The following is a 26,167-nucleotide window of genomic DNA, read 5'->3' on the forward strand; positions in this document are numbered from 1 at the left end:
TCGGCACGGTTTTTGCTTACCTCGTTCGGTCTACTTCACGACAAACCTCAGGTCAAAGGGTCTGGAGCCCTGCCCGGCATGCGGCCCGCCGCCGCGGGCGAGCTTGCGGCGCCTCCGCCCCTCAACTAGCGCTGCGTTCCGGAAGCGCGAGGGAACGCGGACAATGCCTGAGAACATCCTTGTCGAGCGGGACGACCGGGTCGGCCGCATCACGCTGAACCGGCCGAAGGCCCTGAACGCCCTCAACTCGGCGCTGATCGGCGAACTGGTCGAGGCGCTGACGGCCTTCGATGCCGATCCGAAGATCGGCTGCATGATGATCACGGGCTCCGAGCGCGCCTTCGCGGCCGGCGCGGACATCGCCGAGATGTCCTCCCTCTCCTATCCGGCGACCTATCTGGACGACCTGTTCCGGCTGGCCGACCGGGTGGCCGAGCGCCGCAAGCCGATCGTCGCGGCGGTCGCGGGCTTCGCGCTCGGGGGCGGCTGCGAACTCGCCATGATGTGCGACGTCATCATCGCGGCCGACACGGCGAAATTCGGCCAGCCCGAGATCAAGCTCGGCGTCATGCCGGGGATCGGCGGCACGCAGCGCCTCACCCGCCTGGTGGGCCGCGCGAAGGCGATGGACCTCTGCCTCACGGGCCGCATGATGGATGCCACCGAGGCCGAGCGCTCAGGGCTCGTCTCGCGCGTCGTTCCGGCGGCCGAGCTCCTCGACGAAGCCATGAAGGCGGCCCGCACGATCGCCTCCATGTCCGTCCCCGTCGCCATGATGACCAAGGAGGCCATCAACCGGGCGGAGGAGACGAGCCTCGCTGAAGGCATCCGGTTCGAGCGGCGCGTGTTCCACGCCATGTTCGCGACCGCCGACCAGAAGGAGGGGATGGCCGCCTTCCTCGACAAGCGCCCGCCCGCCTTCAAGCACGGATGAATGCCATGAGCGCCGCCATGTCCCAGCCCGCGCCCGAGATCGCGCTCCCGACCTTCGCCGATGTCGAGACCGCCGCAAGGCGCATCGCCGGAATCGCCCACCGCACCCCCGTCATGACCTCCCGGATCGCGGACGGGAGGACCGGGGCGCAGCTTTTCTTCAAATGCGAGAACCTGCAGCGCTCCGGCGCCTTCAAGTTCCGCGGCGCCTACAACGCCATTTCCGCCCTGCCGGGCGAGCAGAAATCGCGCGGCGTCGTCGCCTTCTCGTCCGGCAACCACGCCCAGGCGATCGCCTATGCGGGCAGCCTGCTCGGGGTGGAGACGGTGATCGTGATGCCGTCGGACGCACCCGCCCTGAAGCTCGCGGCGACGAAGGGCTATGGCGGCGAGGTCGTCACCTATGACCGCTACAAGGACGACCGGGAGGCGATCGGGCGGCAGCTCGCCGCCGAGCGCGGCCTCACCATGATCCCGCCCTACGACCATTTCGACGTCATTGCCGGGCAAGGCACGGCCGCCCTGGAGCTGATCGAGGAGACGGGGCCGCTCGACCTCCTCTTCGTCTGCCTCGGCGGGGGCGGCCTCCTATCCGGCTGCGCGCTCGCGGCAGCCGCTCGCTCGCCGGGCTGCAAGGTCTATGGCGTCGAGCCCGAAGCCGGGAACGACGGCCAGCGCTCGTTCCGGGAGGGGCGCATCGTGACGATCCCCGTCCCGGTCTCGATCGCGGACGGCGCGCTCACGCCCCATCTCGGCCAGCGCACCTTCCCGATCATCCGCGAGCGCGTCACCGACATCCTCACGGTCTCCGACGAGATGCTCGTCGAGACGATGCGCTTCCTCATGGAGCGCCTGAAGATCGTCGTGGAGCCGACCGGCTGCCTCGCGGCCGCCGCGGCCCTGAACGGCCTCGTGCCCGTAGAGGGCAAGCGCGTGGGCATCATCCTGTCGGGCGGAAACGTGGACTCGCGCGTGCTGGCGCGGCTGCTGGGGTAGATCGGGCCGGGAGGGCGGAAGATGGGAAGTCCTAAGCGGCAGAATGTATCCGGAGGGCGAACCGAACTCGGCCTCTCGCTGGAGCAAGGCCTGCGAGAAGCGATCGCCCATGCCCGCGGGGAGATGCCGGCCATGCAGGTCGAGTATCCGCCCATGACGCCTGACCACATCAAGCGCGTCCGGCGGAGGCTCGCGCGTTCATCGAGGCCAATCCCGACGCGGCGGAGGCCACCCTGAGCCAGTCGCGCCACGCGGCCTGAACGATCAAAGCGCCGTCCGTCCTTGACGCTCCGCGCCGGCTTTCGTATATGGCCGGCCTTCACACCGAGATTGTGTCGATCCAGGCGCCGGGCTCGTCGGCTCGCGCGGGCTCGGCTTGAGACCATAGGATCAATCCCATGTCCCGTCGCTGCGAACTGACCGGCAAGGCCGTTCTCGTGGGCAACCTCGTCAGCCACTCGAACCGCAAGACGAAGACGCGGTTCCTGCCGAACCTCGTGAACGTCACGCTCATCTCGGACCGTCTCGGCCGCTCGGTGCGCCTGCGCATCACGGCGCATGCGCTGCGCTCGGTCGAGCATCGCGGCGGCCTCGATTCGTTCCTGGCCAAGGCGTCCGACAACGAGCTGTCGCTGCGCGCCCGCCGCCTGAAGCGCGAGATCTCCGAGAAGGCGGCCGCGGCGGCGTAACTCCGCTGCCCGATTCCGGCGCGGCGGCCAGTTCAGGCCTCGCCCGAGCGTCCCTCCAGCATCCGGCCGAATGGGCCGGCTTCCGGCTTCCGGCCTCGCGTGACTTCGAGGCCCTGAGGGCCGGGTTCCGCTGGGAGATCCCTGCCCGCTACAATATGGGCGTCGACGTCGCCGACCGCTGGGCGGCGGCCGATCCCGATCGCCCGGCCGTGATCGAGGTCCGGCCCGACGATTCGACCGACATCCTGACCTTCGGGCAGCTGCGCGAGCGATCCGATCGCCTCGCCAATGCCCTGCGCGCCCGCGGCATCGGCCCCGGCGACCGCGTCGCGGTTCTGCTGCAGCAGGGCATCGCCGTCCCGGTCGCGCATGTCGCGATCTACAAGCTCGGCGCGATCGCGCTGCCGCTCGCTTCCCTCTTCGGCGCGGACGCCCTCGCCTACCGGCTGTCGGATGCCGGCGCCAAGGCGCTGATCACGGGCAGCGCCGGGGCCGCCAAGGTCGCCACCATCCGGGACCGGCTGCCGGATCTCGGGACGACGCTCTCCATCCACGGCCCCGACGGCGCAATCGAGGGGTTCTGGGAGGCGATCGCGGCCGCCTCGCCCGATTTCGCGCCCCGCGACACCGGCGCCGACGACCCGGCGCTGATGATCTACACCTCCGGGACGACCGGGCCGCCCAAGGGCGCGCTGCATGGCCACCGGGTGCTGCTCGGCCATCTGCCCGGCATCGTGTTCACGCACGGCCTCTTTCCGCGGCCGGAGGACAGGTTCTGGACGCCGGCCGACTGGGCCTGGGCGGGCGGTCTCCTGAACTGCCTCCTGCCGAGCCTGCGCTACGGTGTGCCCGTGGTGGCCCGGAAGGTGGAGAAGTTCGACCCGGAACAGGCCTTCCGGCTGATCGCCGACCAGGGCATCCGCAACGCCTTCATCCCGCCGACGGCCCTGCGCATGCTGCGCGCCGTGCAGCGTCCGCGCGAGCGCTTCGCGTTGGAGATGCGCTCGGTCATGTCGGCCGGCGAGGCGCTGGGTGCGGAGACGGCCGCCTGGGGCCAGGACGCCTTCGGGATCCCGATCGACGAGGCGTATGGCCAGACGGAGTGCAACCTCGTCATCGGCACCTGCTCGGCGCTCGGCATCGGCAAGGGCGGCGCGACCGGAAAGCCGGTTCCCGGCCACGACGTCGCGATCATCCGGCCGGACGGGACGCCCTGCGAGCCGGGCGAGATCGGCCAGATCGCAGTGCGCCGGCCGAACCCGGTCATGTTCCTGCGCTACTGGAACAACGACGAGGCGACCGAACGGAAGTTCGTCCGCGACTGGATGACCACGGGCGACCAGGCGACCGTCGACCCGGAGGGCTACATCTCCTTCGTCGGGCGCGACGACGACGTGATCACGTCGGCCGGCTACCGCATCGGGCCTGGCGAGATCGAGGATTGCCTCCTGCGCCATCCCGCGGTGTCGCTCGCCGCCGCGGTGGGCAGGCCGGACGAGCTCCGCACGGAGATCGTGAAGGTCTTCGTGGTGCCGAAGGCCGGCTACGAGCCGTCGGAGGCCCTGGCTTCCGAGATCCAGAGCTTCGTCCGCGAGCGGCTCTCGGCGCATGCCTATCCGCGCGAGATCGTGTTCCGGCCCGACCTGCCCATCACGACGAGCGGCAAGATCATCCGCCGTATTCTGCGGGCGGAAGCCTAGCGGTTCACGACCCCGTGCCGGACCTGACCCAGTTCGCCCTGTACGCCGCCGCGGCCCTGGTGCTTGCGGTCACGCCCGGCCCCGGCATCTTCTACGTCGCTGCGCGCACGCTGGCCGGCGGTCGTGCGGAAGGCGTCGCGTCGAGCATCGGCACGGGTGTCGGCGGCCTGGTCCACGTCCTCGCGGGCAGCCTCGGCGTATCCGCCATCGTGCTCGCCAGCGCGGAGCTTTTCACCGCCTTGAAGCTGCTCGGCGCCGCCTATCTCGTCTGGCTCGGGCTTCGCACATTCCGTTCCGCCCGCCGGGAGGCCTCCACGCCTCTAGACGGCGCCCGCCCGGCCCCTGCGATCGGGCCGAAACGGGCCTTCCGCGAGGGCGTGCTCGTCGAGGCCCTGAACCCGAAGACGGCAGCCTTCTTCCTCGCCTTCGTGCCGCAATTCCTCGACCCGACCGAGGGTCACGTCGCGCTGCAATTCGTGGTGCTCGGCTTCGTCTCGGTTGCGCTGAATACGCTTGCCGACATTGCCGTCGCCTTCGCGGCGAGCGGGATCCGGGACAGCGCGTCCGCGCGTCCGGCCCTGGTCAGGCGGCTGCGGGAGGCTTCGGGCGCCGCGATGGTCGCGCTCGGCATCGGCCTCGCCTTCGCGAAGCGCCCGGCAGCCTGACCGCCAAGCGGCACCGCTCCCGGCGCGCCGCGATCCGCCAACATCGAGAGCGCCACCGCACGGCTTGACGCCCTGCGGCTCGCCGTGTATTTAACCGATCAGCTAATTAACTCATCGGTAAACTAGGTGCTCGCACAGGACCATCTCAGCTCGACCTTCTCGGCGCTCGCCGACCCGACCCGCCGCGCGATCCTGGCGCGGCTGTCGCGCGGGGAGACGAGCGTGACGGAATTGGCGGAGCCGTTCCGGATGAGCCTGCCGGCCATCTCCAAGCACCTGAAGGTGCTCGAGAAGGCCGGGCTCATCACGCGGGGGCGGGAGGCGCAGTGGCGTCCCTGCCGGCTCGAGCCGACGCCGCTGCGCGAGGTGGACGAGTGGCTCGCGCTCTACCGGCGCTTCTTCGACGACAGCTTTGACCGCCTGGGAGACTATCTCCGCGACGTCCAGGCCGCCGCGACCGACGAAACCGAAAAGGGTGGAGGGACACGATGAGTGCCGAGCTGAAGAGCGCCACGAAGCCGTTCGTTTTCTCACGCACGTTCGATGCGCCGCGCGAGCTGGTCTGGAGGGCCTGGACGGAAGCCGAACGGCTCCAGCGCTGGTGGGGCCCGAAGGGCTGCCCGGTGCAGGTCAAGCGGCTCGACCTTCGCCCGGGCGGCCTGTTTCTCTACAACATGGCCCTTCCGAACGGCGACGTGTGGTGGGGCCGCTTCGAATACCGGAGGATCGAGGCGCCCCATCGGCTCGTCTATGCGAGCGCGTTCTCCGACGAGGCGGGCAGCATCACGCGCGCGCCGTTCAGCCAGACATGGCCGCTCGAGGTCATGAGCGAGGTCACGCTCACCGAGGAGAACGGGCGCACGACGGTCCATATGCAGGGGAACCCTATCGACGCCACGGACGAAGAGATGGCCATGTTCGAGGGCTTCTTCGCCTCCATGGAGCAGGGCACTGCCGGCACGATGGACCAGCTCGCCGAGCACCTCCGGTCGGAAGCGGCCTGACGACCGCCCCAGCCTGTCGGCCATGGGGCCGGGCACCCGGCCCGGCCCAAGCGCCGCTCAGGCAGCGGCGGCTGCCGGGTTCGCGGCCTCTTCCGCGAGCTCGGACAGGAGCTGGTCGGTATTCTCCTCCTCGACCAGCGTCTCCTTCAGGAGATCGGCAACCTCGGAGAGCCCGAGCTGCTTCGCCCAGGCGAGAAGCGTCCCGTAGCGCGTGATCTCGTAATGCTCGACGGTCTGCGCGGCCGAGATCAGCCCGGCATCGATCGCCTCCGAACCGCCGAACTCCTCGATGACCTCGTCGCCTTCGGCGAGGATGCCCTGAATGGCCTGGCATTCGACGGCCTCCGGCTTCTCGCCGAGAACCCTGAAGATCTGGTCGAGCCGCTTCACCTGCTCCCGGGTCTCCTCCGCGTGCACCCGGAAGGCTCCCTTCACCTCGTCGCTTCGGGCGGCCTCCGCGAGCTTGGGCAGGCCTTTCAGGATCGCATTCTCGGCGAAATAGGTGTCCTTCAGCTGGTGCAGGAAGAGGGCTTTGAGGTCTTTGTCGGCCATGGCGGGTTTCCTTCTTTCCTGGCCAACGAAGCCTTCATCGCCACGTTCCTGCCGTCCGGTAACGGACAAAGCGCGCAAGTCGGCCGAGCATCCGGGCCGCGAACCCGTCGTCTCGAGCGGGCCTTGGCCGGAGGATCGTCATTCGGCCCCTTCGCCTACGACCCCCTCGTCCGTCCGGTCCGGGTCAGCCTCTTACTGCCGAGCCGAGTCTGCTCCAGGTCGCGGCCCATCTCGGCCCTGATCCGCTTCGCATTCCAGATCGCGGCGTCGGCACGAGCCAGCAGGTCCCCGCTCGACCATGTTCGCACGGAGGCGTTCCATCTGCCCTGAAGAACCGTCTCGGTCACATCCAGAACGTGGTGGACGAGAGCCGCGACCGAGCCGTCCTCGTTCAGGACGGGCCAGTTGATCGGGTTCCAGTAGCGCACCTCCCAGGAGCGTCCCTCCGGCTGGATGTCGTATCTCTGCAGGGGCATGACGTTCGAGCCGGCCGAGCGAAGAACCTCCTCGAAGGAGTTCGAGAGGTTCTGGACGCCGGTCGGGACGGGATCGTGCGGGCTGTCCGGGAACGCCTCGAACATCGGCCGTCCGGCCAGCGAATCCCGATGGCGCGACACGGCCCTGAGATAGGCGGGGTTCGCGTCCACGATCCGGAGATCCTGCGAAAGCACCATGACGGGAATCGGCGCCTGCTCCATCAGCCGACGCGAGACGTCCTGGGCCTGTCTCAACCGAGCTGCAGCCGAGCGGAAATTCGGTCGGTCAGAGGCATTCCCCATATGTTCCTCCTCGTCGGGCACGGCGAAGGCTCCATAAACTTCCCGCAGCGGTGAGCCCCGAAAGGAGCCCTCCCGCCGCTTCGGATCGAGGCTGCGACAGCTAACGCGCCGGCCCGGATCGCAAATCCCGCTCGGGCGTTCAGTCGAGGAACGAACGACATGGGGAGGATGGCTTGCGCATCACATCGATATCCGTCGCGCTCGTCGCGTGCGTGCTCTCGGCACCGGCCCTCGCCCAGAAGGCGCCGAACAAGTTCGACGGCAATTGGAGCGTCGAGGTGATCACCCGGCAGGGCGAATGCGACAAGGTCTATCGCTATCCGATCATCGTGCAGAACGGCGCGATCCGGTATGGCGGCCGCGAGGCCTTCAGCGCCTCCGGCGGCGTGAGCGGGAGCGGCGCCGTGAACGGCACGATCTCGCGCGGTGAGCAGCGCGCGCAGGTGACTGGCCGCGTCTCCGGCGCCTCTGGCAACGGCACCTGGAAGACCTCGACCGGCTGCTCGGGCGTGTGGAACGCCGACAAGCGCGGGTGACTCAAGGCCGTCCTCAGCCTCGGGCGCGCGGATGGGCGGCGTCGTAGGCCGCCATCAGCCGTGCCGCGTCGACCTGGGTGTAGATCTGGGTCGTCGAGAGCGAGGCATGGCCGAGGAGCTCCTGGATCGCCCGCAGTTCCCCGCCGCGCGAGAGGAGATGCGTCGCGAAGGAGTGGCGCAAGGCGTGCGGTGTCGCCTTGGCGTCGAGGCCCAGCGCACCGCGCAGGCCCTCGACGGCATATTGGATGATGCGGGGCGAGAGCGGGCCGCCCTTCTGGCCGACGAAGAGCGGCCCCTTTGCTGGCAGGTGATAAGGGCAGAGCGCCAGATATTCCTCGATCGCCCGGCGGACGGGCGGGATCACGGGCACGCTGCGCATCTTGCCGCCCTTGCCCGTGACGGTGATGGAATCGGCCGCCCCGACGGGTGCGTCCTCCCGGGCGATGCCGAGCGCTTCGGCGATGCGCAGGCCCGAGCCGTAGAGAAGCGCGATCACGGCGGCATCCCGCGCCAGCACCCAGGGCTCGCGCGCCTCGCCAGCCCGCGTGCCGGCATCCGCCATCGCGAGCGCGGCGGAGGCCGAGACCGGCTTCGGCAGGCCCTTCGCGACCTTCGGGCTGCGGATCGCCGCGAAGGCGGAGGCGGTGCCGTGCCCCTCCCGTTCGAGGTGCCGGCCGAAGGACCGGAGCGCGGCCAGCTGGCGCATCAGCGAGCGGCTCTCGATCCCGGCGCGGCGGCGATGGGCCAGGAAGGCGCGGATATCGGCCGGCTTCAGCCCGGTGATCGCGCCCGGCGAGGGCTGCTCGCCGAGATGCCCCACCAGGAAGGCCAGGAACTGCCGCAGGTCGCGCGAATAGGCCTCGACGGTCTTGGGCGAGAGCCTGCGCTCGGCCCCGAGCGCGGACAGCCAGGACGCCACGACCCGGTGAAGCGCGGGCGTTCCGGGGAGGAGCGTTCCCTCTTCTCCCCGCGTGCGGGGAGAAGTCGAGTCGCTCGGCAGAGCGACCGGATGAGGGGCGGCCGTGGAGGCAGGTCCGCTCGGTGCGGCCCCCTCACCCGGACGCCCGCTGCCGCGGGCTGCTCGACCTCTCCCCGCAGGCGGGGAGAGGTGGTGTTGCCTGTTCAACGCCGAACCGCCATGTTCACGATCTGATCACACACCTATCCTGACCGGTCCGGGTTGAGCCTTTCCGAATGACGGCGCGGGTCGCCGAGATCCTGATCCCGCTCGCGCTGGACCAGACCTACAGCTACGCCGTTCCTGACGACCTTCGCCTGGAAGAAGGCGATCTCGTCGCCGTGCCGCTCGGCCCGCGCGAGCGCTATGGGGTCGTGTGGTCGGTCCGGCCGGGAGCGGGCGACAATTTCAAGAAGGTCGCGGGCAAGTTCGACGTGCCGCCCATGCCGGCCGCGCTGCGCCGGCTGGTGGACTGGCTCGCCTGGTACACGCTGGCCCCCAAGGGCTCGGCGCTCGGCCTCGCCCTCAAGGTGCCGGTGGAGACGCCGGAGACGATCCGGGTCGGGGTCCGCCTTGCCGGCCCGCCCCCGAAACGGATCACGCCGGCCCGCGCCCGCGTGCTGGAGGCTGCCGCGGGGGGCCTCGTCCATGTGAAGCGGCACCTCGCGGAAGCCGCCGGGGTCGGGGTCGGCGTGATCGACGGCCTCGTGGACGAGGGCACGCTCAAGACCGTCGCCCTCAAGGCCGAGCCCGTGGCCGAGCGGCCCGATCCCGATTTCGTCCGCCCGGACCTGTCGGACCGCCAGCGCGCCGCCGCCGAAGTGCTCGCGGCCGCGGTCGCGACAGCGACGTCACAGGATCCTGTGACGACAGGATCACGGCATCCCGTGATCGTTGTCGACGGCGTGACCGGCTCCGGCAAGACGGAGGTCTATTTCGAGGCGATCGCCGCTGCCCTGAAGCTCGGACGGCAGGCCCTCATCCTCGCGCCCGAGATCGCGCTGACCTCGGCCTTTCTCGACCGCTTCGCCGGGCGCTTCGGCACGCGGCCGGCCGCGTGGCATTCGGGCGTATCCGGCCGGCGCCGCGAGCGCGTGCTGGCGGGCGTCGCCTCCGGCGAGGTCTCGGTGGTGGCGGGAGCGCGCTCCGCGCTGTTCCTTCCCTTCAAGGATCTCGGCCTCATCGTGGTCGATGAGGAGCACGAGGGCGCCTACAAGCAGGAGGACGGCGTCTGCTACCACACGCGCGACATGGCGATCGTGCGCGGCCGTTTCGAGAACGCGCCCGTCGTGCTGGCCTCGGCGACGCCCTCGATCGAGACGCGCGTGAACGTGCAGCGCGGGCGCTTCTCGCGCGTCGCGCTCCCGGAGCGCTTCGGCGGCCGCACCCTGCCGGACATCAAGGCGGTCGACCTCCGCCGTGATCCGCCCGAGCGCGGCACTTGGCTGTCGCCGCGTCTCGTGGAGGAAGTCCGCCGCACGACCGACGCGGGCGAGCAGGCGCTGCTCTTCCTCAACCGGCGCGGCTATGCGCCCCTGACGCTGTGCCGGGCCTGCGGGCACCGCTTCAACTGTCCCAACTGCTCCGCCTGGCTCGTCGAGCATCGCTTCCGGCGCGCCCTGGTCTGCCACCATTGCGGCCATGCGGAGCGCGTCCCGGAGACCTGCCCGGCCTGCGGCGGCGCCGAGACCGTCGTGCCCTGCGGGCCGGGCGTCGAGCGCATCGCCGAGGAGGTCGCCCGGCTTTTCCCGGAAAAGCGCCGCATCGTGCTGTCGAGCGACTTCCCGGGCGGCACGGAGCGGCTGCGGAAGGAACTGGCCGCCATCGCGGAGGGCGAGGCGGACATCGTGGTCGGGACCCAGCTCGTCGCCAAGGGCCACAACTTCCCCAACATGACGCTCGTCGGCGTGCTCGATGCCGATATCGGCCTCACCTCCGGCGATCCCCGGGCGGCGGAGCGCACCTTCCAGCTCCTGCAGCAGGTCACGGGCCGGGCGGGACGCGGATCGAAGCCAGGGCGCGCGCTCGTCCAGACCTACCAGCCCGACCATCCCGTCCTCGCGGCGCTGGTCTCGGGCGAGGCCGAGCGCTTCTACCGGGAGGAGACGGCGGCCCGGGAGGCGGCCGGCATGCCGCCTTTCGGCCGGCTTGCGGCGCTGATCGTGTCCGGCGCCGACCGGACGGAGGCGGAGGCGTTCGGGCGCAACCTCGCGCGCGTCGCCGAACCGCCCGCGGGCGTGATGGTGCTGGGCCCCGCGGAGGCGCCGCTGGCCCTCATCCGCGGCCGCTATCGCTTCCGCCTGCTCGTGAAGGCGATGCGGGAGACCAATCTCCAGGAGTATCTGCGCCAATGGCTGATCCGCGCCGGCAAGCCGCGCGGCTCGGTCCGCGTCGCGGTGGATGTCGACCCGATGAGCTTCCTGTAGAAGGAAGCGGGAGGAGTCCCGACGGAATGGCCGAGATCATCAACCTGCGCCAGGCCCGCAAGGCGCGCGAGCGCGCCGAAGCCGAGCGCGAGGCCGAGAAGAACCGCGCCAAGTTCGGCCTGACCAAGGCCGAGAAGAAGAAGCGCGAGGCCAACGACAAGCTGTTCGTGGCCCGCCACGAAGGCCACCGGCTGAAGCGGACCGATGAGCCGGATGCCGGCTGACGGCGCCGGCCTGAAGAAGCGTTCTCTCGCCATCGCGGGCCACCGCACCAGCGTCTCGCTGGAGGAGCCGTTCTGGGACGCGCTCGGCCAGCTTGCCAGGTCGCGCGGACTCTCCGTCCAGGCCCTGGTGGCGGAGATCGACCGCGGACGCGGGGAGAACAACCTGTCCTCCGCGATCCGCCTCCATGTCCTGCGGAGCTACATGGACCTCGCTGCCGCCGCTTCCAGAGGGGCGTAGGCCCCGCTCATCTTCGATTCACCATGCGGCGAACCTGCCGCGCCGGCGCCGCAATCCTTAAGGGGGCATTTATCGGCTCGCTCGAATTTGAGGGCTAGGTCCGCCCCGGCCATGCCCGGGCGGCCACGAACCGCGCGGCGGGAGCTTGCCCGCTCCGCGATGGAGCCGAAAGCGATGCGCCTGTCCTTCCTTCTGCTGCCGGCCGCCGGCCTCTCCGCCGCGCTGCTGGCGGCTTCGCCGGGCCTCGCCGCGAATACGGGCTTCGACCTCACCGGACGCTGGGCTGCCGAGGGAAAGGCCTGCGCCGAGGCCGGGCTGTTTCTCGAATTCGACGGCCGGGACATCGTGGCCCTGCAAGGTCCGGGCACGAGAGAGCGCGTCGCGGGCGATTACTCGACGGCGCTCGATGGCCGCCAGCTCCTGGTGCGCCTGACGAAGGCGGATACGCGCGAGGCCGATACCTGGAGCTTCGTGGTCGACGGCTCCGACGCGATCCGCCTGGATTCCAGCTTCTTCGCCGGAGGCGAGGATGCGGGCGGCCTGATGAAGCTGACCCGCTGCCCGCGGCCCTGATCAGCCGCCCGAAGCGGGTGCGCCGCCCTGCGCGGGCGGCCTGATCTCCACCGGAGGCGCGAGCACCGGCGAACGCGTTGCCGGCGCCTCGTGCGGCCGGTTCGCCCCACCCATGATGTGCTCGGCATCGAGCCGCGCGCGCTCCGCCTCCTGCCGCTGGCGCTCGGCTTCGAGGCGCTGGCGCTCCGCCTCTTCCCGCTGGCGCGCGAGGCGCGCAGCCTCTTCCGCCGCGGCGCGCCGGGCCCGGTCCATCTCGACGCGGGAATTGAGCCGCATCCGCTCCGCGGCATCCAGCTCGAAGGTCTCGATCCGGTCGAGCTCGCGCGCCAGCACCACCGAGGCGAGGCCGTTGGTCAGCGGCCCGACATCGATCCTGCGGGCGGCCCGTCCGACCGGACCGGCCCAGCCGAGGCTGAGATAAGGCGGCGCGCCGGACCATTTCGGCGGCAGCTCCCGGGCGGTCAGCGTGCCGCGCACGTCCAGCGTCAGGGTGCGCAGGTCGATCCCGGCGGAGCCTTGCCATGTCGCGGCATCGGATTCGGCGACGAGGGGCGACAGCCGCAGCGCACCGGACACGAGCGTCGCCTGGCCCTGCGCCTTGGTGCTCTTCAGCGGCGCGCGGTCGAGCTCCGCGGATGCGAGCGCCTGGAGGCGGGCCGGCACGAGGGTGTCGTCGCTGCGCAAGGCGCGCTGCACGGCGCGCAGGATGGCGCCGGGATCGGCGGCCGCGATCTCCAGGTTCTCGAGCTCCGCCGTGCCCGCGCCGCCGAGGCTCGCCACGATACCGGCCGGACTCTCGCCCGCGCCGCCGAAGCGGAGCGTCCCGCTGAGCCGGCCCGAGAAGGGCGGCCCGAGGAGCGAGGACAGGCTCATGCCCGCCGTGGAGCCCTCGCCCATCAGGGAGGCCCGCCCGCCCTGCCGCGCCACCGTCAGCGATCCCGTCAGGCGTCCGCCGAGCACGTTGGCCCCGAAATCGCCGATCGCGATGCCGTCGGGCGTGGTGGCGAGGGAAAATTCGGCACGGTCCGCCGTGAGCCCGCGCCCGAGTTCGGCCGTCGCGGCCCGGACGGTGACGCGGCCGCCGAAGGGCAGGTCGAGCGCCGGGCCGAAACGCTCGCTGGACCAGGCCGCATTGGAGGCAGCCGGGCGCTCCCCCTCCGCGCCGAGCGCCAGGGAGGACAGGAGCCAAGGCAGGGAGATGCGGCCGAGCAGGATCCGGCCGGACAGGTCGCGCGGCGTCGGGCCGGACAGGTCCGCCTCCACGACGCTCTCGCCGACACGGCCGGTGAGCTCGTAGCGCGGCATGTCCTGCCGCCGGCCGAGCCGCGCCCTGATCTCGGCATCGACCGGCTTGGCGAGGTCCTGGCCGAGACGCCCGAGCAGGGGGCGCAGATCCGCGGTCGAGAGCTGAGCCTCGCCGCTCTCGACCTCGTCGTCGTCGAGAGAGAGGCCGAAGCTCTCCCGCGTCGCGACCCGGAGGCCCGCGACGTCCCCGTTCAGGTCGAGCCGGAGGCGGCCCGAGCCCTCCCGCTTTCCCGCGAGTTCGAGCCGGGCCGGCCCGATCCGTCTTGCCGCGTCCGCGCTGCCGAACCAGCCCCCGGCCTCGGCCGTCGAGAGCGTGGCGCGGAGCTCCGAGATGCGGCCCTGCACCGAGGTCGCCTCCGCCTCCAGGCCGCCCCCGCCGGCCGTGCCGCTGAGCTTGGTGACGAGCGCCGGATCCCCGGCGTTCCGCGGCGTGCTCGTCACCAGGACGGCTGCCTCGAGCGGCGCCTCGCGCAGGAAGCGGGGCACGATCTCCGCGATGCCGCCCAGGGAAGCCCGGCCGACGAGGGCGATCAGGGGATCGGCCCTGCGGGCCCGCAGGCGGCCGCCGATCCGGCCGGCCCCGTCCGGCGTGATCCGGCCACGCAGGCTCGCATTCGCCCCGGCGAGGTCGGCGATCTCCAGCACGTCGATCGCGACGCCTCCATCCTCGGAGGACAGGCGCGCCGAGATGCGCCCGCCCCGCTCGCCGGCGCCGTAGCCGACATCGCGCGCATCGAGCGTCAGGCCGAAATCCATCGCCCGGCCGGCATCGAAGATGCCGGTCAGCCGGGGCAGAACGTCCAGGTCGAGCCCGCGCAGCGCGATCTGCGCATCGACGCGGCCGCGGGCGGAGGTTTCCGGTGCCGTGTATCGCACGGCGCCCGTCAGGGTGGCGTCACCGAGGCGAAGCTGGAGGTTGCGGACCGAGACCACCGTGTCCGAGGCGACGAGGTCGCCCGAGGCTTCGAGCGCCCGGCCGGCCAGGGCCTCCGCCCCGATATCCGCGATCCCGAGCCGGGCGAGATAGGAGGCCAGCCTGTCGGCCGACCGCGTCGAGAGCGCGACGCGGCCATTCGCGGCCGGTCCGCTCGCGAGCGAGATCTCTCCGCTGGCCGAAACGCGCGTCTGGCCGGGGGCCGTGAAGTCGAGCCGCTCGATGCCGAGCCGCTCCTGGGCGAGCGAAACCCGCCCCGTCACCCCGGCGAGTTCCTCCCCGGCAAGGGCGAGGCCGTCGAGCTTCAGGCCGATCTCGATCGGGACTGGCGGCTGGATGCGCGAGGCGCGGCGGCGCTCCTCGGGCGCGTCCCGGTAGGCGGCGAGAAGCGTGTCGAGATCGACGCGGCGCCCCTCCAAGTGGACGGACAGGAGGCGGTCCCCTCCATCGAAGCGGCCCGAGCCGGACAGGCGCAGCGGCGCACCGCCCTCTCCCGCCTCGACCGAGAGAGTGTCGATCACGGCGGCCGGCCCGTCCGTCTTGAACGTCGCCGCGGCCGTGTAGGGAACGGCCACGATATCGGCCGGCCCGACGACGCGCGCCGCGCCCTCGAACCGCGGCACGAGCAAGGCTCCGTCCCGTTCGAGGAACATGCGGGCATCGAGGCTGACGCGAGGCTGGCCCTCGCCTTCCGTCGAGAGCTTCAGCACCGTCGGCCCGGAGGGCGCGATCTCGCCCGTGACCAGCGTGAAGCGGGTGGAATCCACCTGCCCCTCCGCCCGCCATGGCCCGGCGAGCGATTGCGACTGGACCTGGACCCGCTCGGCATAGGCTTGGTCGGTTCGTCCCGTCCGCGGGTCGACATTGGTCAGGAGGAGCTGGCCGATCGCGAGATCCTCGAAGATCCAGCTGCGCCTCAGGGTCTCGTCCGAGAGGAGCGAACGGGGAACCCGCCAGTTGGTCCCGGTGCCGGTCGGGAGCTTGATCTCCATCCGGCGGACCTGGCTGCCCATGAACCGCACCTCGCCCGACAGCAGGGGCGTGAGGGCGATCCGCGTATCGACGGCCTGGGCGTCGAGCGAGGCGTCATGGGAGGATGCCTGCCCCATGCGCAACCGCTCCAGCGTGAGCCTAGGGATGGGCAGCAGGCGGATCTCGATGGCGCCGTCCGTGCGGACGTCGAACCCTGCCGCCCGCGACAGGACGGCATCCACATAGTGCCGCTGGCCGCGCCAATCGATGAAGGGCGGCACCGCCAGGGCCGCGACCAGCACCAGGATGATGAGCCCGGCCAGGACTGTCAGCAGGTCGCGCAAGCGGCGGCCCTCCGGGTCTTCCAGCCGGCGTCAGGCGCCCACGATCTTGCCCGGATTCATGATGTTGTCCGGGTCGATCGAGCGCTTGAGGAGCCGCATCATTTCGAGCGCGTTCTCGCCGTGCTCGGCCTTCAGATACTTCATTTTGCCTTGGCCGACGCCGTGCTCGCCCGTGCAGGTGCCCTCCATGGCGATGGCACGCTCGACGAGCCGATGCATGAAGTCCTCCGCCATCTTCACCTCGGCCGGATCGTCCATCATCACGAGCGGCATGACGTGGAAGTTGCCGTCGCCGACATGGCCCGCGATGGGCGCGATCATCCCATGCTCCTGGATGTCGCGCTTCGTCTCCGCGAGGCACTCCGCGAGGCGCGAGATCGGCACGCAGACATCGCTCGCGACGCCCTTGGCGCCGGGCCGAAGCCCGAGCGAGGCCCAGTAGACGTCGTGCCGCGCCTGCCAGAGGCGCGTGCGGTCCTCGGCGCGGGTGGCCCATTCGAAGCCGCCGCCGCCGAACTCCGCGCAGATCTCGCCGAACCGCTCCGCCTGCTCGGTGACGCCCGAATTGGTGCCGTGGAACTCGAAGAGCAGCAGCGGCGACTCGGGCATGGTCAGCTTGGAATAGGCGTTTACGGCCCTGACCTGCACCTCGTCGAGCAGCTCGATGCGGGCGATCGGCAGGGCGGACTGGATGGTGGCGATCACCGCATCGCAGGCATCCTTCACGCTCGGGAAGGAGCAGATGCCGGCCGAGATCGCCTCCGGGATTCCCTGCAGGCGAAGCGTGATCTCCGTGACGATGCCGAGCGTGCCCTCGGCGCCGACGAAGAGCCGCGTCAGATCGTATCCGGCGGAGCTCTTCTTGGCGCGGCTGCCGGTCCTCACGATCGCCCCGTCCGGCGTCACGACCGTGAGGGCCAGCACGTTGTCCTTCATCGTGCCGTAGCGGACGGCGTTCGTGCCGGAGGCGCGCGTCGCCACCATGCCGCCGAGGGACGCGTCGGCGCCGGGATCGATGGGGAAGAACAGCCCCGTGTCGCGCAGCTGCTCGTTCAGCTCCTTGCGGGTGATGCCGGGCTCGATCACGCAATCGAGGTCCTCCGGATGAACCGCGACGAGCCGCTTCATCAGGCTCGTATCGACGGACACGCCGCCGAACGGCGCGTTGAGATGGCCCTCGAGCGAGGTTCCCGTCCCGAACGGGATGACCGGCACCTTCCGGGCCGCGCAGAGACGGACGATCTCCGCCACTTCTTCCGTGGTCTCGGGCAGCACGACGATGTCGGGCGGCTGGTTCTCGAGCCAGGTGGTCGTGTGGGCGTGCTGCTGGCGCACCGCCAGGCTGGTCACCACGCGATTGCCGTAGCGGCTGGTCAGCTGGCCGGTCAGCTCCGCGATCGTCTCCGCGTCGGGGCGCAGGCGCTGTGCTGGCCCAAAAGAGGTCGTGGCGTTCATTGTCGAGGCGATCCGGACGAAGGCTTGCCTGTCGGCATAGCCTGCCGGGAGCCTAGCAGACGTGGCAGGGGCGCAACACTGTCCCATTCCGACGCGGAACGCGGTGCCGCGACGTGCCCGCGGTCACTCTCGGCTTGGCGTCGCCGCCGCGATGGTGTTGAGGGAATCGACCAGGAGGAACACGTGTCGCCGGCCGAGGAGCCCGTCTTCGTTTTCGCCCCGTACGTCGCATCGCCGGTCCGGGTGGAGCCCGGCTGGATCGACTATAACGGCCACATGAACATGGCCTATTACCATGTCCTCTTCGACCGGGCCGTGGACGAAGCCTTCGAGGTCGTGGGACTCGGGGCGGAATACCTGAAGGCGCGCAACGCTTCCTATTTCACGGCCGAGCTGCACACCGTCTATGTGCGCGAACTTCCGGCCGACGCGGTGACCCGCACCACGGTCCGCATCGTCGATTTCGACCAGAAGCGCATCCACGCCTATTTCGAGTCGCATCACCTCGCCGAAGGCTGGGTCGCGGCCACCTGCGAGCAGCTCTTCCTGCATGTCGACATGGAGACGCGGCGGGTCGCGCCCTTTCCGGACGACATCCTGCAGAAGCTCGCGGCCGTGAAGGCGCGCCACGACTGCCTGCCGCGCCCGCCCGGCCTCGGCCGCTCGGTCGGCATCAAGGCGGGGCGGGCGGGCGCCAGCAATGCGCCATCCGTCACCAGCCCGGATCAGATCGGATAGGCTGTCACGAGGCTGGCCGCACTCCCTGGAGAACTCTGCAACCAAACGGAGCGGATATTCGGCCTCTTCCCAGAGGGTGTAGTGAGGGGCCCTTCGAAGATGAACTTCGAACCGTGCTGCGTCTCGGTCCGGGTGACGGTCCCGCCCGTGGCGTGATCTCGATCAGAGCGCGCGCCAGTGCGGGCGCATCGGAGACCGCGAAGCCCTGACCGAGAAAGAAGACGGCCTTGGGCCCGCCCACCGGGTGATCGGGATCGAGAAGGTAGCGAAGGAGCTTCGTCGCGCTGACTGCAAGTTCGGGCGGCCGCTCGACCACCTCGCTCAGGCCGGACGCAGATCGCCGGCGGGAACGGTCGCGAGTGCCCCCCTGAGGCTCCCTGAATTCAACCTCGTAGGCTTGCCCGTCGCCCCAAATGCCGACGATCGCGCCGGTGGAGCCCGCGGGCTTGATGACCCCGCTGTCCGTGTGTGCCGGTCGCAGGAGAACGACCATCGTCAGTTCGGGAAGAACTGCCGACGGCGCCTTGCGAACGAACATCACGTCATCGGTCGGCCGTGCTTTCGCAGTCGCGGACATGAAGCCACACCCGGCTCACTTGAACGCGTCGATCTTGCGAGCCGGCCGACCCGGGGTCAAGAACGCGGCGGGACGCGTCAGCGCACCGGGACCGCGATCGGCGGCGCGACGACGATCGGCGCGGTCGCGCGCGAACTCTCGTTGCGCAGCGAGTTGATCTCGAACTGGTTCTGCTGGGTCTGAATGCGCGAGCGGCTCTGCGCATCCAGCGAGCGGTTGATCGCGCCCGCCTGGGCCTCCGAGCGGCTCGTCTCGGGCAGACGCTCGATCTGCGCGAGGGCTGGGGTCGCGCCGGCAAAACCCGCTGCCAGCGTCATACCGATGATGGCCATTCTCATGATGCTCTCCTGAGCGGGTGACCTCGTGCCTATATGGGGCTAAACCCGCCTCGCCCGCACGGGTTCGCGGCGAAATCCCACAGGTACGGTCGCAGGCGCGACCCTGCGCGCCTCGACGGCGTTCGCGATTTGATCCAGAGATGAGACGATGAATCGCGCCAGCGCCCTCCCCGCGCCCGACTTCGTCGAGCCGCAATCGGACGAGCCCCGCCGTCCCTCCATCTCGGAGCGGGCCCGGGCTGCCGTCGCGCCACCCTCCGCCGGGCCCGGCGGATATCTCGGCGGCCTCAACCCCGAGCAGCGCCAGGCCGTGGAGGCCACGGAAGGTCCCGTGCTCGTGCTGGCCGGCGCCGGCACCGGCAAGACGCGCGTGCTCACGACCCGCATCGCGCACCTGATCGCGACCGGGAAGGCGTGGCCTTCGAACATCCTCGCCGTGACCTTCACCAACAAGGCCGCGCGCGAGATGAAGGAGCGCATCGCGGCGCTGGTCGGGCCGGCGGGCGAAGGCATGCCCTGGCTCGGCACGTTCCACGCCATCGGCACCAAGGTCCTGCGCCGCCATGCCGAGCTCGTCGGACTGCGCTCCGACTTCACGATCCTCGGCGTCGACGACCAGCTCCGGCTGCTGAAACAGGTGATCACGGCGGACGGGATCGACGAGAAGCGCTGGCCGGCGCGCGCCCTCGCCTCCTTCATCGACGGCTGGAAGAACCGCGGATTGCAGCCGAAGGAGGTGCAGCCCGGCGAGGCCGCCTCCTTCGCCAACGGCCGCGGGGCGTCCCTCTACGCCGCCTACCAGGAGCGGCTGAAGACGCTGAACGCCGTCGATTTCGGCGACCTCCTGCTCGAATGCCTGCGGCTCTGGCGCGACAACCCCGACGTGCTGGACCAGTATCACCAGCGCTTCCGCTACATCCTGGTCGACGAGTACCAGGACACGAACGTCGCGCAGTATCTGTGGCTGAGGCTGCTTGCGCAGGCGCGGAAGAACCTCTGCTGCGTCGGCGACGACGACCAGTCGATCTATGGCTGGCGCGGCGCCGAGGTCGACAACATCCTGCGCTTCGAACACGACTTTCCGGGCGCGACCGTGATCCGCCTGGAGCGCAACTATCGCTCGACAGGCCACATCCTCGCGGCCGCCTCCGGGCTCATCGCCAAGAACCAGGACCGCCTCGGCAAGACGCTCCACACGGAGGACGAGCCGGGCGACAAGGTCACGGTCACGGGCGCGTGGGATTCGGAGGAGGAGGCGCGCCTCATCTCGGAGGAGATCGAGGCGATCCAGGCCCGCAAGGAGAGCCTGGCTCAGGTCGCCGTGCTCGTCCGCATCTCGGCGCAGATGCGCGAGCTGGAGGACCGCTTCGTCCAGCTCGGCCTGCCCTACCGGGTGATCGGCGGCCCGCGCTTCTACGAGCGGGCCGAGATCCGCGACGCCCTCGCCTATCTCCGGGCGACCGCGCAGCCTGCCGACGACCTCGCCTTCGAGCGCATCGTCAACGTGCCGAAGCGGGGCCTCGGCGAGGCCTGCCTGCAGCAGCTCCACGCTCATTCACGCGCCGCCCGCGTGCCGCTGATGCAGGCCGCCCGCTATCTCGCCGAATCCGACGAGATGAAGCCGAAGCCCAGGAAGGCCCTGCGGGACCTGATGGCCTCGTTCGACCGCTGGCGCTCCCTCATGGACCGGACCTCGCACCACGACCTCGCGGCGCAGATCCTGGAGGAATCCGGCTACACGGACATGTGGCAGAAGGAGAAGTCGGCCGATGCGGCCGGGCGGCTCGACAACCTTAAGGAGCTCGTCCGCTCCATGGAGGAGTTCCCGGACCTCGCTTCGTTCCTGGAACACATCTCGCTCGTCATGGACGCGAACGAGACGGAGGGGCAGGACCGCGTCTCCATCATGACGCTGCATGCCGCCAAGGGGCTCGAATTCGACACCGTGTTCCTGCCGGGCTGGGAGGAAGGGCTGTTCCCGAACCAGCGCGCCCTGGACGAGAGCGGCCGCGCCGGCCTCGAGGAAGAGCGCCGTCTCGCCCATGTCGGCCTGACCCGGGCCAGGAAGCGGGCGAAGATCTACTTCGCCACGAACCGGCGCGTGCACGGGCTCTGGAACACGACCGTGCCCTCGCGCTTCATCGACGAGCTGCCGGAACAGCATGTCGAGGTGACGGACGCGCCCGCCGCCTATTCGGCCGGCCGCTCCTCGCGCTTCGAAGGCATGACGCCCTTCGGATCGAGCTATGCGACGCCGGGCTGGCAGCGCGCCCAGGCGCGCGCCAATGCGGGCGGCGGGTTCGGCTCGAGCCAGTGGACGCAGGCCGCCGGCATCGCGGACGAGGACAGCCGCGGCGGTTTCTCCGACGGCGGCTATTCAGGCCGCTGGGGCGATGGCGGTGGGCGCTCCCGCTACAACGAGGGCTTCGGCACCTCGTCCAGAGGGGCCCGCAAGGGCCCGGGCGGGCGCGGCGGCCCGATGCTGATCGAGGGCGAGATCCTGGCGAAATCGACCGGCGCGCCCTCGGCCTACGAGATCGGCCAGCGCGTGCTGCACATGAAGTTCGGCCCCGGCACCGTGGCTGCCATCGACGGCAACAAGCTCACGGTCGATTTCGACAAGGCCGGACGGAAGATGGTGCTGGACAGTTTTGTGGAGCGGTCGGGGTAGATCAGAGATGATCCGTGCTGACCGATAGCCGCGACATCATCTCTCGTCTCAGGAAGGAAGGGTTCACGCTGATCTCGACGCGTGGATCGCATCACAAGTTCTTCAATCCGAGTACTCGCCGGACCGTGATCGTTCCGCACCCGAAGCGGGACGTTCCCATCGGCACGGTCCAGAGCATATACAGGCAGGCGGGCTGGTCCCGGGATTGAGCAGCAATGCCCCACTACATCGCCCTGATCCATAAGGATCCGACATCCTGCTTCGGCGCCTCATTTCCCGACGTCCCCGGCGTCGTGGCCGCGGGCGACACGCTCGACGAGGTCATCGAGCAGGCGAGCGAGGCCCTCGCCTTCGCGGCCGAGGACTGGGAGGAGTTGACCGGCCACTCTTTCCCTCGCCCCCGTACACTCGACGCGCTTCGGACGGATAGTGAGTTTATTTCTGAGAGCCAGGATGCAGTCGTCGCCGCGATCCCGTTTCTCGCTCCTGTCCGGGATGCAGCCTAGAAGCCACGCACTTCAGCACGGCCGCGGCCGCTAACGGCTGCATTTCGCGGGCGCTAAGCCGGCCTCGTCCGGAGCAGCCCCGAGCCCCAGCGCCATGCGGGGGCGAGGAGGAGGCTGGTGATCGGGATGAGGGCTGCGCCCACCGCGAGGCCGACCACGCCCGAACCGGCTGCCGTCACGATCCACTCGACGGCCCCGCCGATCGCCGGGACGGCATGCCCGGCGATCTCCGCCAGATGGTGGATGAAGTGGCCGATCGCCGTGAGGCCATATTCCTCGAGGCCATGCACCAGGATCCCGCCGCCGACCCAGATCATGGCGGCGGTGCCGACGATCCCGAGGACCTTCAGGAACACGGGCATGCCGCGGACGAGCATGCGGCCCACCGCGCGGGAGATGCGGCCGAACACGGATGGCGAGGTGTTCGCGGCGAGCACCACCCCGGCATCGTCGGCCTTCACGATGAGGGCGACGCCGCCATAGACGGCGACCGTGATCCCGATGGCGACGACGGCCAGCACGACCGCCCGCATCACGATCCCGCCTTCCGGGATGGCCGCGAGCGTGATCGCCATGATCTCGGCCGAGAGGATGAAATCCGTCTTGATGGCGCTGGCCACCTTCTGCTCCTCGAGCGTCTTGGCGTTCACGGCGATCGGCGTGAGTTGCGCCTCGTGGGCATCGGCCTCATGCGGGAAGAGCGCCTCGAAGACCTTTTCCGCCCCCTCATAGGCCAGGTAGGCGCCGCCCAGCATCAGGAGCGGGGTGATCGCCCAGGGCGCGAAGACGCTGAGGGCGAGCGCCACGGGCAGGAGGATCAGGAGCTTGTTCTTCAGCGACCCGACCGCGATCCGGCCGACGATCGGGAGTTCGCGCGCCGCCGAGAAGCCGACCACATAGCGCGGCGTGACGGCCGCATCGTCGATGACCACGCCTGCGGCCTTTGCGCCTGCCTTGGCGGCCTGCCCCACCACGTCATCGAGCGATGCCGCCGCGACCTTCGCCAAGGCGGCCACATCGTCGAGAAGCGCAATCAACCCGATGCTCACGAGACCTCCTTCAGCGCGGCTGCGGCAGGCTAGCGCAAGCGGACGGGCCGGTCTCGGCCGCGCCCGCTGCCGAGCCATCCCCGCTTCCTATCCGGCCGCGTCCTGCAGTAAGCCTGACGGATGGCGGACGTTCCTGTTCTGGACGACGTAGATAGCGCCCGGAGCGACGGCGAGCACTTCGGGCGGATGATCGGCCAGGAGACCGCGGCCGGGATGTTGCGTGACGATGTACCGGATGCCGAGCTGACGGGGATCGGCGTGGACGGCGTGACGGCCATCCTCCGGCGTGCCCAGACGCTCGCCGATTCCGGCCTCTCCCAGGAGATTGTCGAAGCCTGGACGGAAGCCGCGAGCGAGGCTTTCAACGAGGAACTGGAACGCGCCGCAGCACTTCTGAAGACGACGGGCACGCGTCACTGATCCGGCGGACGCGCCCGCCCTTGCCGCAAGCGCCAGGTCCAAGGGCTTCGGGATCACCCGACTTTTCCCAGCCGACGCCGCCACCCTTGACCCTCCCATGATTGGAAGGGCCACATCGGCGGCAACAGAGGGCATGGTCATGGCTCACGCGCACCATCACGGCGCCACAGAGGGTTCAATCAGCGGCGGCAAGCCCGCTCCCGCGCCGTCCGGCTGCTGCGGCGGACATGATGACGCGCACGACCATGGTGCGGGCCATCATCATGAGCCGGCCGCCCAGGCCGGCAAGGTGAAGGACCCGGTCTGCGGGATGTGGGTCGATCCGCATACGGCCAAGTACCGGGCGGAGCATGACGGCCACCCCTATTACTTCTGCTCTGCCGGCTGCCAGGCGAAGTTCACCGCCGACCCGGAGCGCTACCTGACGCCGCAGGAGAAGGCGGCCGCCCCGGTACCACCGGGCACGATCTACACCTGCCCGATGCATCCGGAGATCAGGCAGGAGGGGCCGGGCTCGTGCCCGATCTGCGGCATGGCGCTGGAGCCGCTCCTGGCCACGGCGGAAACGGGGCCGAGCCCCGAGCTCGTCGATTTCAAGCGCCGGCTCTGGATCGGCCTCGCCCTCACGATCCCCGTCTTCGTGCTGGAGATGGGCGGGCACCTCTTCGGCCTGACGCACCGGCTCGGGCAGCAGACATCCAACTGGATCCAGCTCGTGCTGGCGACGCCGGTCGTGCTCTGGGCGGGCTGGCCGTTCTTCGAGCGCGGCTGGCGCTCCATCGTCAGCCGCAACCTCAACATGTTCACCCTGATCGCCATCGGGACGGGCGCGGCGTGGCTCTACAGCCTGGTTGCGACACTCGCGCCCGGCCTTTTCCCGGAGGCCGTGCGCACGCCCGATGGCGCCGTGCCGGTCTATTTCGAGGCGGCGGCCGTCATCACGGTGCTCGTCCTCCTCGGGCAGGTGCTCGAGCTGCGGGCGCGCGACAGCACCGGCAGCGCCATCCGGGCGCTGCTCGACCTGTCGCCCAAGACGGCCCGCCGCCTTCGCCCGGACGACACGGAGGAGGAGGTGCAGCTCGACGCGGTAATGGTCGGCGACAGGCTGCGCGTCCGCCCGGGCGAGAAGGTGCCGGTCGACGGCACTGTGCTCGACGGCCGCTCCTCCCTGGACGAGTCCATGGTCACGGGCGAGTCGATGCCGGTCACCAAGACCGCCGGGGCGCATGTCATCGGCGGGACCGTCAACCAGAGCGGCGCTCTGGTGATCAAGGCCAACCGGGTCGGGCGCGAGACGATGCTCGCCCGCATCGTCCAGCTCGTGGCCGATGCCCAGCGCTCGCGCGCGCCCATCCAGCGTCTCGCCGACCAGGTCGCGGGCTGGTTCGTGCCGGCCGTGATCGCGGTGGCGCTGCTGGCCTTCGCGGCCTGGTGGTTCTTCGGTCCGGAGCCGCGCCTCACCTATGCGGTGCTGGCGGCCGTCGCGGTCCTGATCATCGCCTGCCCCTGCGCCCTCGGCCTCGCGACGCCCATGTCGATCATGGTCGGCGTCGGGCGAGGCGCGGCGGCCGGCGTGCTCATCCGCAATGCGGAAGCGCTCGAGCGCATGGAGAAGATCGACACGCTGGTCATCGACAAGACGGGGACGCTGACCGAAGGCAAGCCGGCCGTGACGGCCATCGTGCCGGCCGCGGGCATCGACGAGGCGGAACTGCTCCGGCTCGTCGCCAGCGTGGAGCGGGCGAGCGAGCATCCGCTGGCCCGGGCCATCGTCGAGGCCGCGTCCGCCCGGAAGCTCCAGCTCGCGCCGGTCTCCGATTTCGAATCCCCCGCCGGCAAGGGCGCGGTCGGCACCGTCGAGGGGCGGCGGGTCGCGATCGGCAATGCCGGCTTCCTGCACGAGCAGGGAACGGAGGCGGCGGGCCTCGCAGAGGAGGCGGAGCGCCTGCGCCGCGACGGGGCGACGGCGATCTTCGCGGCGATCGACGGCGTGCTGGCCGGGACCCTGGGCATCGCCGACCCGGTCAAGGCGACGACCCCCGGGGCGCTCGCGGCGCTGCGGAAGGAGGGCATCCGGATCGTCATGCTGACCGGCGACAACTGGACCACCGCCAAGGCGGTCGCGGCGAAGCTCGGGATCGACGACGTCGAGGCGGAGGTGCTGCCGGACGGGAAGGCCGCCGTGGTGGACCGCTACAAGGGCGAGGGCAAGGTCGTCGCCATGGCGGGCGACGGGGTGAACGATGCCCCGGCGCTGGCTGCCGCCGATGTCGGGATCGCCATGGGGACGGGAACGGATGTCGCGATGGAAAGCGCCGGCGTGACGCTGCTCCGGGGCGACCTCACCGGCATCGTCAGCGCCCTCCGCCTCTCCCGGGCGGTGATGCGCAACATCCGGCAGAACCTCTTCTTCGCCTTCATCTACAACGGGGCGGGCGTGCCGATCGCGGCCGGCGTGCTCTATCCGGCGTTCGGGCTCCTGCTCTCGCCGGTGATCGCCGCGGCCGCGATGGCGCTCTCCTCGGTGAGCGTCATCGGCAATGCGCTGCGGCTGCGAAGCCTGGATCTCGGAGCGCGCTGAGGGG

General features: G+C 70.3%; 26 protein-coding genes and 1 pseudogene. 18 read left to right on the plus strand and 9 right to left on the minus strand.

Annotated elements, in window-relative coordinates:
• Window positions 1-163 precede the first annotated feature (163 nt).
• The 7 genes from ACO2SS_RS19225 to ACO2SS_RS19255 all read left to right on the plus strand — a co-directional run bounded on the left by ACO2SS_RS19225 (window position 164) and on the right by ACO2SS_RS19255 (window position 5,987).
• Window positions 164-934, plus strand: coding sequence for an enoyl-CoA hydratase (locus tag ACO2SS_RS19225; protein ID WP_423279379.1), 771 nt, complete (start codon window positions 164-166; stop codon window positions 932-934).
• Window positions 931-1,929 carry a threo-3-hydroxy-L-aspartate ammonia-lyase gene (locus ACO2SS_RS19230; RefSeq protein WP_423279380.1) on the plus strand — a complete coding sequence of 333 codons (999 nt, stop codon included), beginning with the start codon at window positions 931-933 and terminating at the stop codon, window positions 1,927-1,929. The genes ACO2SS_RS19225 and ACO2SS_RS19230 overlap by 4 nt, the downstream gene beginning before the upstream one ends.
• 398 nt (window positions 1,930-2,327) lie before the next feature.
• The gene (gene rpmB, locus ACO2SS_RS19235; protein ID WP_423279381.1) at window positions 2,328-2,618 is read left to right on the plus strand and encodes a 50S ribosomal protein L28; all 291 of its coding nucleotides are present in this window, start codon (window positions 2,328-2,330) and stop codon (window positions 2,616-2,618) included.
• 155 nt (window positions 2,619-2,773) lie between these two features.
• On the plus strand, window positions 2,774-4,318 hold the full coding sequence (locus tag ACO2SS_RS19240; RefSeq protein ID WP_423279382.1) for an AMP-binding protein: 1,545 nt from the start codon (window positions 2,774-2,776) through the stop codon (window positions 4,316-4,318).
• Window positions 4,319-4,332: 14 nt separating this feature from the next.
• Window positions 4,333-4,983: a LysE family translocator gene (locus ACO2SS_RS19245; protein ID WP_423279383.1), complete on the plus strand. Its 651-nt coding sequence runs from the start codon at window positions 4,333-4,335 to the stop codon at window positions 4,981-4,983.
• A gap of 126 nt (window positions 4,984-5,109) precedes the next feature.
• Entirely contained in the window at window positions 5,110-5,475 is a 366-nt protein-coding gene (locus ACO2SS_RS19250; RefSeq protein WP_423279384.1) for an ArsR/SmtB family transcription factor, read from the plus strand.
• Window positions 5,472-5,987: an SRPBCC family protein gene (locus tag ACO2SS_RS19255; protein WP_423279385.1), complete on the plus strand. Its 516-nt coding sequence runs from the start codon at window positions 5,472-5,474 to the stop codon at window positions 5,985-5,987. The genes ACO2SS_RS19250 and ACO2SS_RS19255 overlap by 4 nt, the downstream gene beginning before the upstream one ends.
• 57 nt (window positions 5,988-6,044) lie before the next feature.
• Here the strand turns inward: ACO2SS_RS19255 and ACO2SS_RS19260 are convergent, their stop codons facing one another.
• Both ACO2SS_RS19260 and ACO2SS_RS19265 read right to left on the minus strand, forming a co-directional pair.
• Window positions 6,045-6,539 (minus strand): ferritin-like domain-containing protein, encoded by a 495-nt coding sequence (locus ACO2SS_RS19260; RefSeq protein WP_423279386.1) that lies wholly within the window; start codon window positions 6,537-6,539, stop codon window positions 6,045-6,047.
• A gap of 155 nt (window positions 6,540-6,694) precedes the next feature.
• Window positions 6,695-7,270 carry a PAS domain-containing protein gene (locus ACO2SS_RS19265; protein ID WP_423279387.1) on the minus strand — a complete coding sequence of 192 codons (576 nt, stop codon included), beginning with the start codon at window positions 7,268-7,270 and terminating at the stop codon, window positions 6,695-6,697.
• A gap of 221 nt (window positions 7,271-7,491) precedes the next feature.
• On the opposite strand from ACO2SS_RS19265, the gene ACO2SS_RS19270 reads away from it, so the two are divergent.
• Window positions 7,492-7,854, plus strand: a complete 363-nt coding sequence (locus tag ACO2SS_RS19270; RefSeq protein WP_423279388.1) for a hypothetical protein — start codon at window positions 7,492-7,494, stop codon at window positions 7,852-7,854.
• 13 nt (window positions 7,855-7,867) lie between these two features.
• On the opposite strand, the gene ACO2SS_RS19275 is transcribed toward ACO2SS_RS19270, so the two are convergent.
• Window positions 7,868-8,854 (minus strand): tyrosine recombinase XerC, encoded by a 987-nt coding sequence (locus ACO2SS_RS19275; protein ID WP_423279428.1) that lies wholly within the window; start codon window positions 8,852-8,854, stop codon window positions 7,868-7,870.
• A gap of 194 nt (window positions 8,855-9,048) precedes the next feature.
• Here ACO2SS_RS19275 and ACO2SS_RS19280 point away from each other — a divergent pair, with 194 nt between their 5' ends.
• The 4 genes from ACO2SS_RS19280 to ACO2SS_RS19295 all read left to right on the plus strand — a co-directional run bounded on the left by ACO2SS_RS19280 (window position 9,049) and on the right by ACO2SS_RS19295 (window position 12,273).
• Complete coding sequence (locus ACO2SS_RS19280) at window positions 9,049-11,238, plus strand: primosomal protein N' (RefSeq protein WP_423279389.1); 2,190 nt, start codon at window positions 9,049-9,051, stop codon at window positions 11,236-11,238.
• Window positions 11,239-11,264: 26 nt separating this feature from the next.
• Window positions 11,265-11,462: a DUF4169 family protein gene (locus ACO2SS_RS19285; protein ID WP_423279390.1), complete on the plus strand. Its 198-nt coding sequence runs from the start codon at window positions 11,265-11,267 to the stop codon at window positions 11,460-11,462.
• Entirely contained in the window at window positions 11,452-11,700 is a 249-nt protein-coding gene (locus ACO2SS_RS19290) for a ribbon-helix-helix domain-containing protein (protein ID WP_423279391.1), read from the plus strand. The genes ACO2SS_RS19285 and ACO2SS_RS19290 overlap by 11 nt, the downstream gene beginning before the upstream one ends.
• A gap of 174 nt (window positions 11,701-11,874) precedes the next feature.
• Window positions 11,875-12,273 carry a hypothetical protein gene (locus tag ACO2SS_RS19295; protein WP_423279392.1) on the plus strand — a complete coding sequence of 133 codons (399 nt, stop codon included), beginning with the start codon at window positions 11,875-11,877 and terminating at the stop codon, window positions 12,271-12,273.
• On the opposite strand, the gene ACO2SS_RS19300 is transcribed toward ACO2SS_RS19295, so the two are convergent.
• Window positions 12,274-15,828 carry an AsmA family protein gene (locus ACO2SS_RS19300; RefSeq protein ID WP_423279393.1) on the minus strand — a complete coding sequence of 1,185 codons (3,555 nt, stop codon included), beginning with the start codon at window positions 15,826-15,828 and terminating at the stop codon, window positions 12,274-12,276. It lies immediately after the preceding gene.
• A 30-nt stretch (window positions 15,829-15,858) separates the two neighbouring features.
• Window positions 15,859-17,283 (minus strand): FAD-binding oxidoreductase, encoded by a 1,425-nt coding sequence (locus tag ACO2SS_RS19305; protein ID WP_423279394.1) that lies wholly within the window; start codon window positions 17,281-17,283, stop codon window positions 15,859-15,861.
• 183 nt (window positions 17,284-17,466) lie between these two features.
• On the opposite strand from ACO2SS_RS19305, the gene ACO2SS_RS19310 reads away from it, so the two are divergent.
• Entirely contained in the window at window positions 17,467-18,021 is a 555-nt protein-coding gene (locus tag ACO2SS_RS19310) for a thioesterase family protein (RefSeq protein ID WP_423279395.1), read from the plus strand.
• Here ACO2SS_RS19310 and ACO2SS_RS19315 read toward each other — a convergent pair.
• The 3 genes and pseudogenes from ACO2SS_RS19315 to ACO2SS_RS19325 all read right to left on the minus strand — a co-directional run bounded on the left by ACO2SS_RS19315 (window position 18,009) and on the right by ACO2SS_RS19325 (window position 18,936).
• A complete protein-coding gene (locus tag ACO2SS_RS19315) occupies window positions 18,009-18,122 on the minus strand; it encodes a hypothetical protein (protein WP_423279429.1) in 114 nt (37 codons plus the stop codon). The two genes, ACO2SS_RS19310 and ACO2SS_RS19315, sit on opposite strands and share 13 nt — an antisense overlap.
• A gap of 68 nt (window positions 18,123-18,190) precedes the next feature.
• Window positions 18,191-18,598: pseudogene (locus ACO2SS_RS19320) on the minus strand (hypothetical protein); the annotation flags it as partial.
• Between the two features lie 77 nt (window positions 18,599-18,675).
• Window positions 18,676-18,936, minus strand: coding sequence for a hypothetical protein (locus ACO2SS_RS19325; RefSeq protein WP_423279396.1), 261 nt, complete (start codon window positions 18,934-18,936; stop codon window positions 18,676-18,678).
• A gap of 148 nt (window positions 18,937-19,084) precedes the next feature.
• On the opposite strand from ACO2SS_RS19325, the gene ACO2SS_RS19330 reads away from it, so the two are divergent.
• The 3 genes from ACO2SS_RS19330 to ACO2SS_RS19340 are packed head-to-tail and all read left to right on the plus strand — an operon-like array spanning window position 19,085 to window position 22,113.
• A complete protein-coding gene (locus ACO2SS_RS19330) occupies window positions 19,085-21,607 on the plus strand; it encodes an ATP-dependent helicase (RefSeq protein WP_423279397.1) in 2,523 nt (840 codons plus the stop codon).
• A 14-nt stretch (window positions 21,608-21,621) separates the two neighbouring features.
• Window positions 21,622-21,816: a type II toxin-antitoxin system HicA family toxin gene (locus tag ACO2SS_RS19335; protein ID WP_423279398.1), complete on the plus strand. Its 195-nt coding sequence runs from the start codon at window positions 21,622-21,624 to the stop codon at window positions 21,814-21,816.
• 6 nt (window positions 21,817-21,822) lie between these two features.
• Complete coding sequence (locus ACO2SS_RS19340; protein WP_423279399.1) at window positions 21,823-22,113, plus strand: type II toxin-antitoxin system HicB family antitoxin; 291 nt, start codon at window positions 21,823-21,825, stop codon at window positions 22,111-22,113.
• Between the two features lie 53 nt (window positions 22,114-22,166).
• Here ACO2SS_RS19340 and ACO2SS_RS19345 read toward each other — a convergent pair whose 3' ends face one another.
• Window positions 22,167-23,162: a DUF808 domain-containing protein gene (locus tag ACO2SS_RS19345; protein ID WP_423279400.1), complete on the minus strand. Its 996-nt coding sequence runs from the start codon at window positions 23,160-23,162 to the stop codon at window positions 22,167-22,169.
• A gap of 120 nt (window positions 23,163-23,282) precedes the next feature.
• Here ACO2SS_RS19345 and ACO2SS_RS19350 point away from each other — a divergent pair, with 120 nt between their 5' ends.
• Both ACO2SS_RS19350 and ACO2SS_RS19355 read left to right on the plus strand, forming a co-directional pair.
• A complete protein-coding gene (locus tag ACO2SS_RS19350; protein WP_423279401.1) occupies window positions 23,283-23,582 on the plus strand; it encodes a hypothetical protein in 300 nt (99 codons plus the stop codon).
• Window positions 23,583-23,715: 133 nt separating this feature from the next.
• Window positions 23,716-26,163, plus strand: a complete 2,448-nt coding sequence (locus ACO2SS_RS19355) for a heavy metal translocating P-type ATPase (RefSeq protein ID WP_423279402.1) — start codon at window positions 23,716-23,718, stop codon at window positions 26,161-26,163.
• The last annotated feature ends 4 nt before the right edge of the window (window positions 26,164-26,167 follow it).

The organism is Enterovirga sp. CN4-39, from assembly GCF_049446235.1.
Lineage (GTDB): Bacteria > Pseudomonadota > Alphaproteobacteria > Rhizobiales > Beijerinckiaceae > Enterovirga.

Excerpts from the sequence above, each read along its gene's own strand:
- ACO2SS_RS19285 (WP_423279390.1), top strand. The coding sequence starts at position 11,265 with ATGGCCGAGATCATCAACCTGCGCCAGGCCCGCAAGGCGCGCGAGCGC.
- ACO2SS_RS19240 (WP_423279382.1), top strand. The coding sequence starts at position 2,774 with ATGGGCGTCGACGTCGCCGACCGCTGGGCGGCGGCCGATCCCGATCGC.
- ACO2SS_RS19340 (WP_423279399.1), top strand. The coding sequence starts at position 21,823 with ATGCCCCACTACATCGCCCTGATCCATAAGGATCCGACATCCTGCTTC.
- ACO2SS_RS19260 (WP_423279386.1), bottom strand. The coding sequence starts at position 6,539 with ATGGCCGACAAAGACCTCAAAGCCCTCTTCCTGCACCAGCTGAAGGAC.
- ACO2SS_RS19290 (WP_423279391.1), top strand. The coding sequence starts at position 11,452 with ATGCCGGCTGACGGCGCCGGCCTGAAGAAGCGTTCTCTCGCCATCGCG.
- ACO2SS_RS19330 (WP_423279397.1), top strand. The coding sequence starts at position 19,085 with ATGAATCGCGCCAGCGCCCTCCCCGCGCCCGACTTCGTCGAGCCGCAA.
- ACO2SS_RS19355 (WP_423279402.1), top strand. The coding sequence starts at position 23,716 with ATGGTCATGGCTCACGCGCACCATCACGGCGCCACAGAGGGTTCAATC.
- ACO2SS_RS19255 (WP_423279385.1), top strand. The coding sequence starts at position 5,472 with ATGAGTGCCGAGCTGAAGAGCGCCACGAAGCCGTTCGTTTTCTCACGC.
- ACO2SS_RS19230 (WP_423279380.1), top strand. The coding sequence starts at position 931 with ATGAATGCCATGAGCGCCGCCATGTCCCAGCCCGCGCCCGAGATCGCG.
- ACO2SS_RS19280 (WP_423279389.1), top strand. The coding sequence starts at position 9,049 with ATGACGGCGCGGGTCGCCGAGATCCTGATCCCGCTCGCGCTGGACCAG.
- ACO2SS_RS19225 (WP_423279379.1), top strand. The coding sequence starts at position 164 with ATGCCTGAGAACATCCTTGTCGAGCGGGACGACCGGGTCGGCCGCATC.
- ACO2SS_RS19295 (WP_423279392.1), top strand. The coding sequence starts at position 11,875 with ATGCGCCTGTCCTTCCTTCTGCTGCCGGCCGCCGGCCTCTCCGCCGCG.
- ACO2SS_RS19305 (WP_423279394.1), bottom strand. The coding sequence starts at position 17,283 with ATGAACGCCACGACCTCTTTTGGGCCAGCACAGCGCCTGCGCCCCGAC.
- ACO2SS_RS19325 (WP_423279396.1), bottom strand. The coding sequence starts at position 18,936 with ATGAGAATGGCCATCATCGGTATGACGCTGGCAGCGGGTTTTGCCGGC.
- rpmB (WP_423279381.1), top strand. The coding sequence starts at position 2,328 with ATGTCCCGTCGCTGCGAACTGACCGGCAAGGCCGTTCTCGTGGGCAAC.
- ACO2SS_RS19350 (WP_423279401.1), top strand. The coding sequence starts at position 23,283 with ATGGCGGACGTTCCTGTTCTGGACGACGTAGATAGCGCCCGGAGCGAC.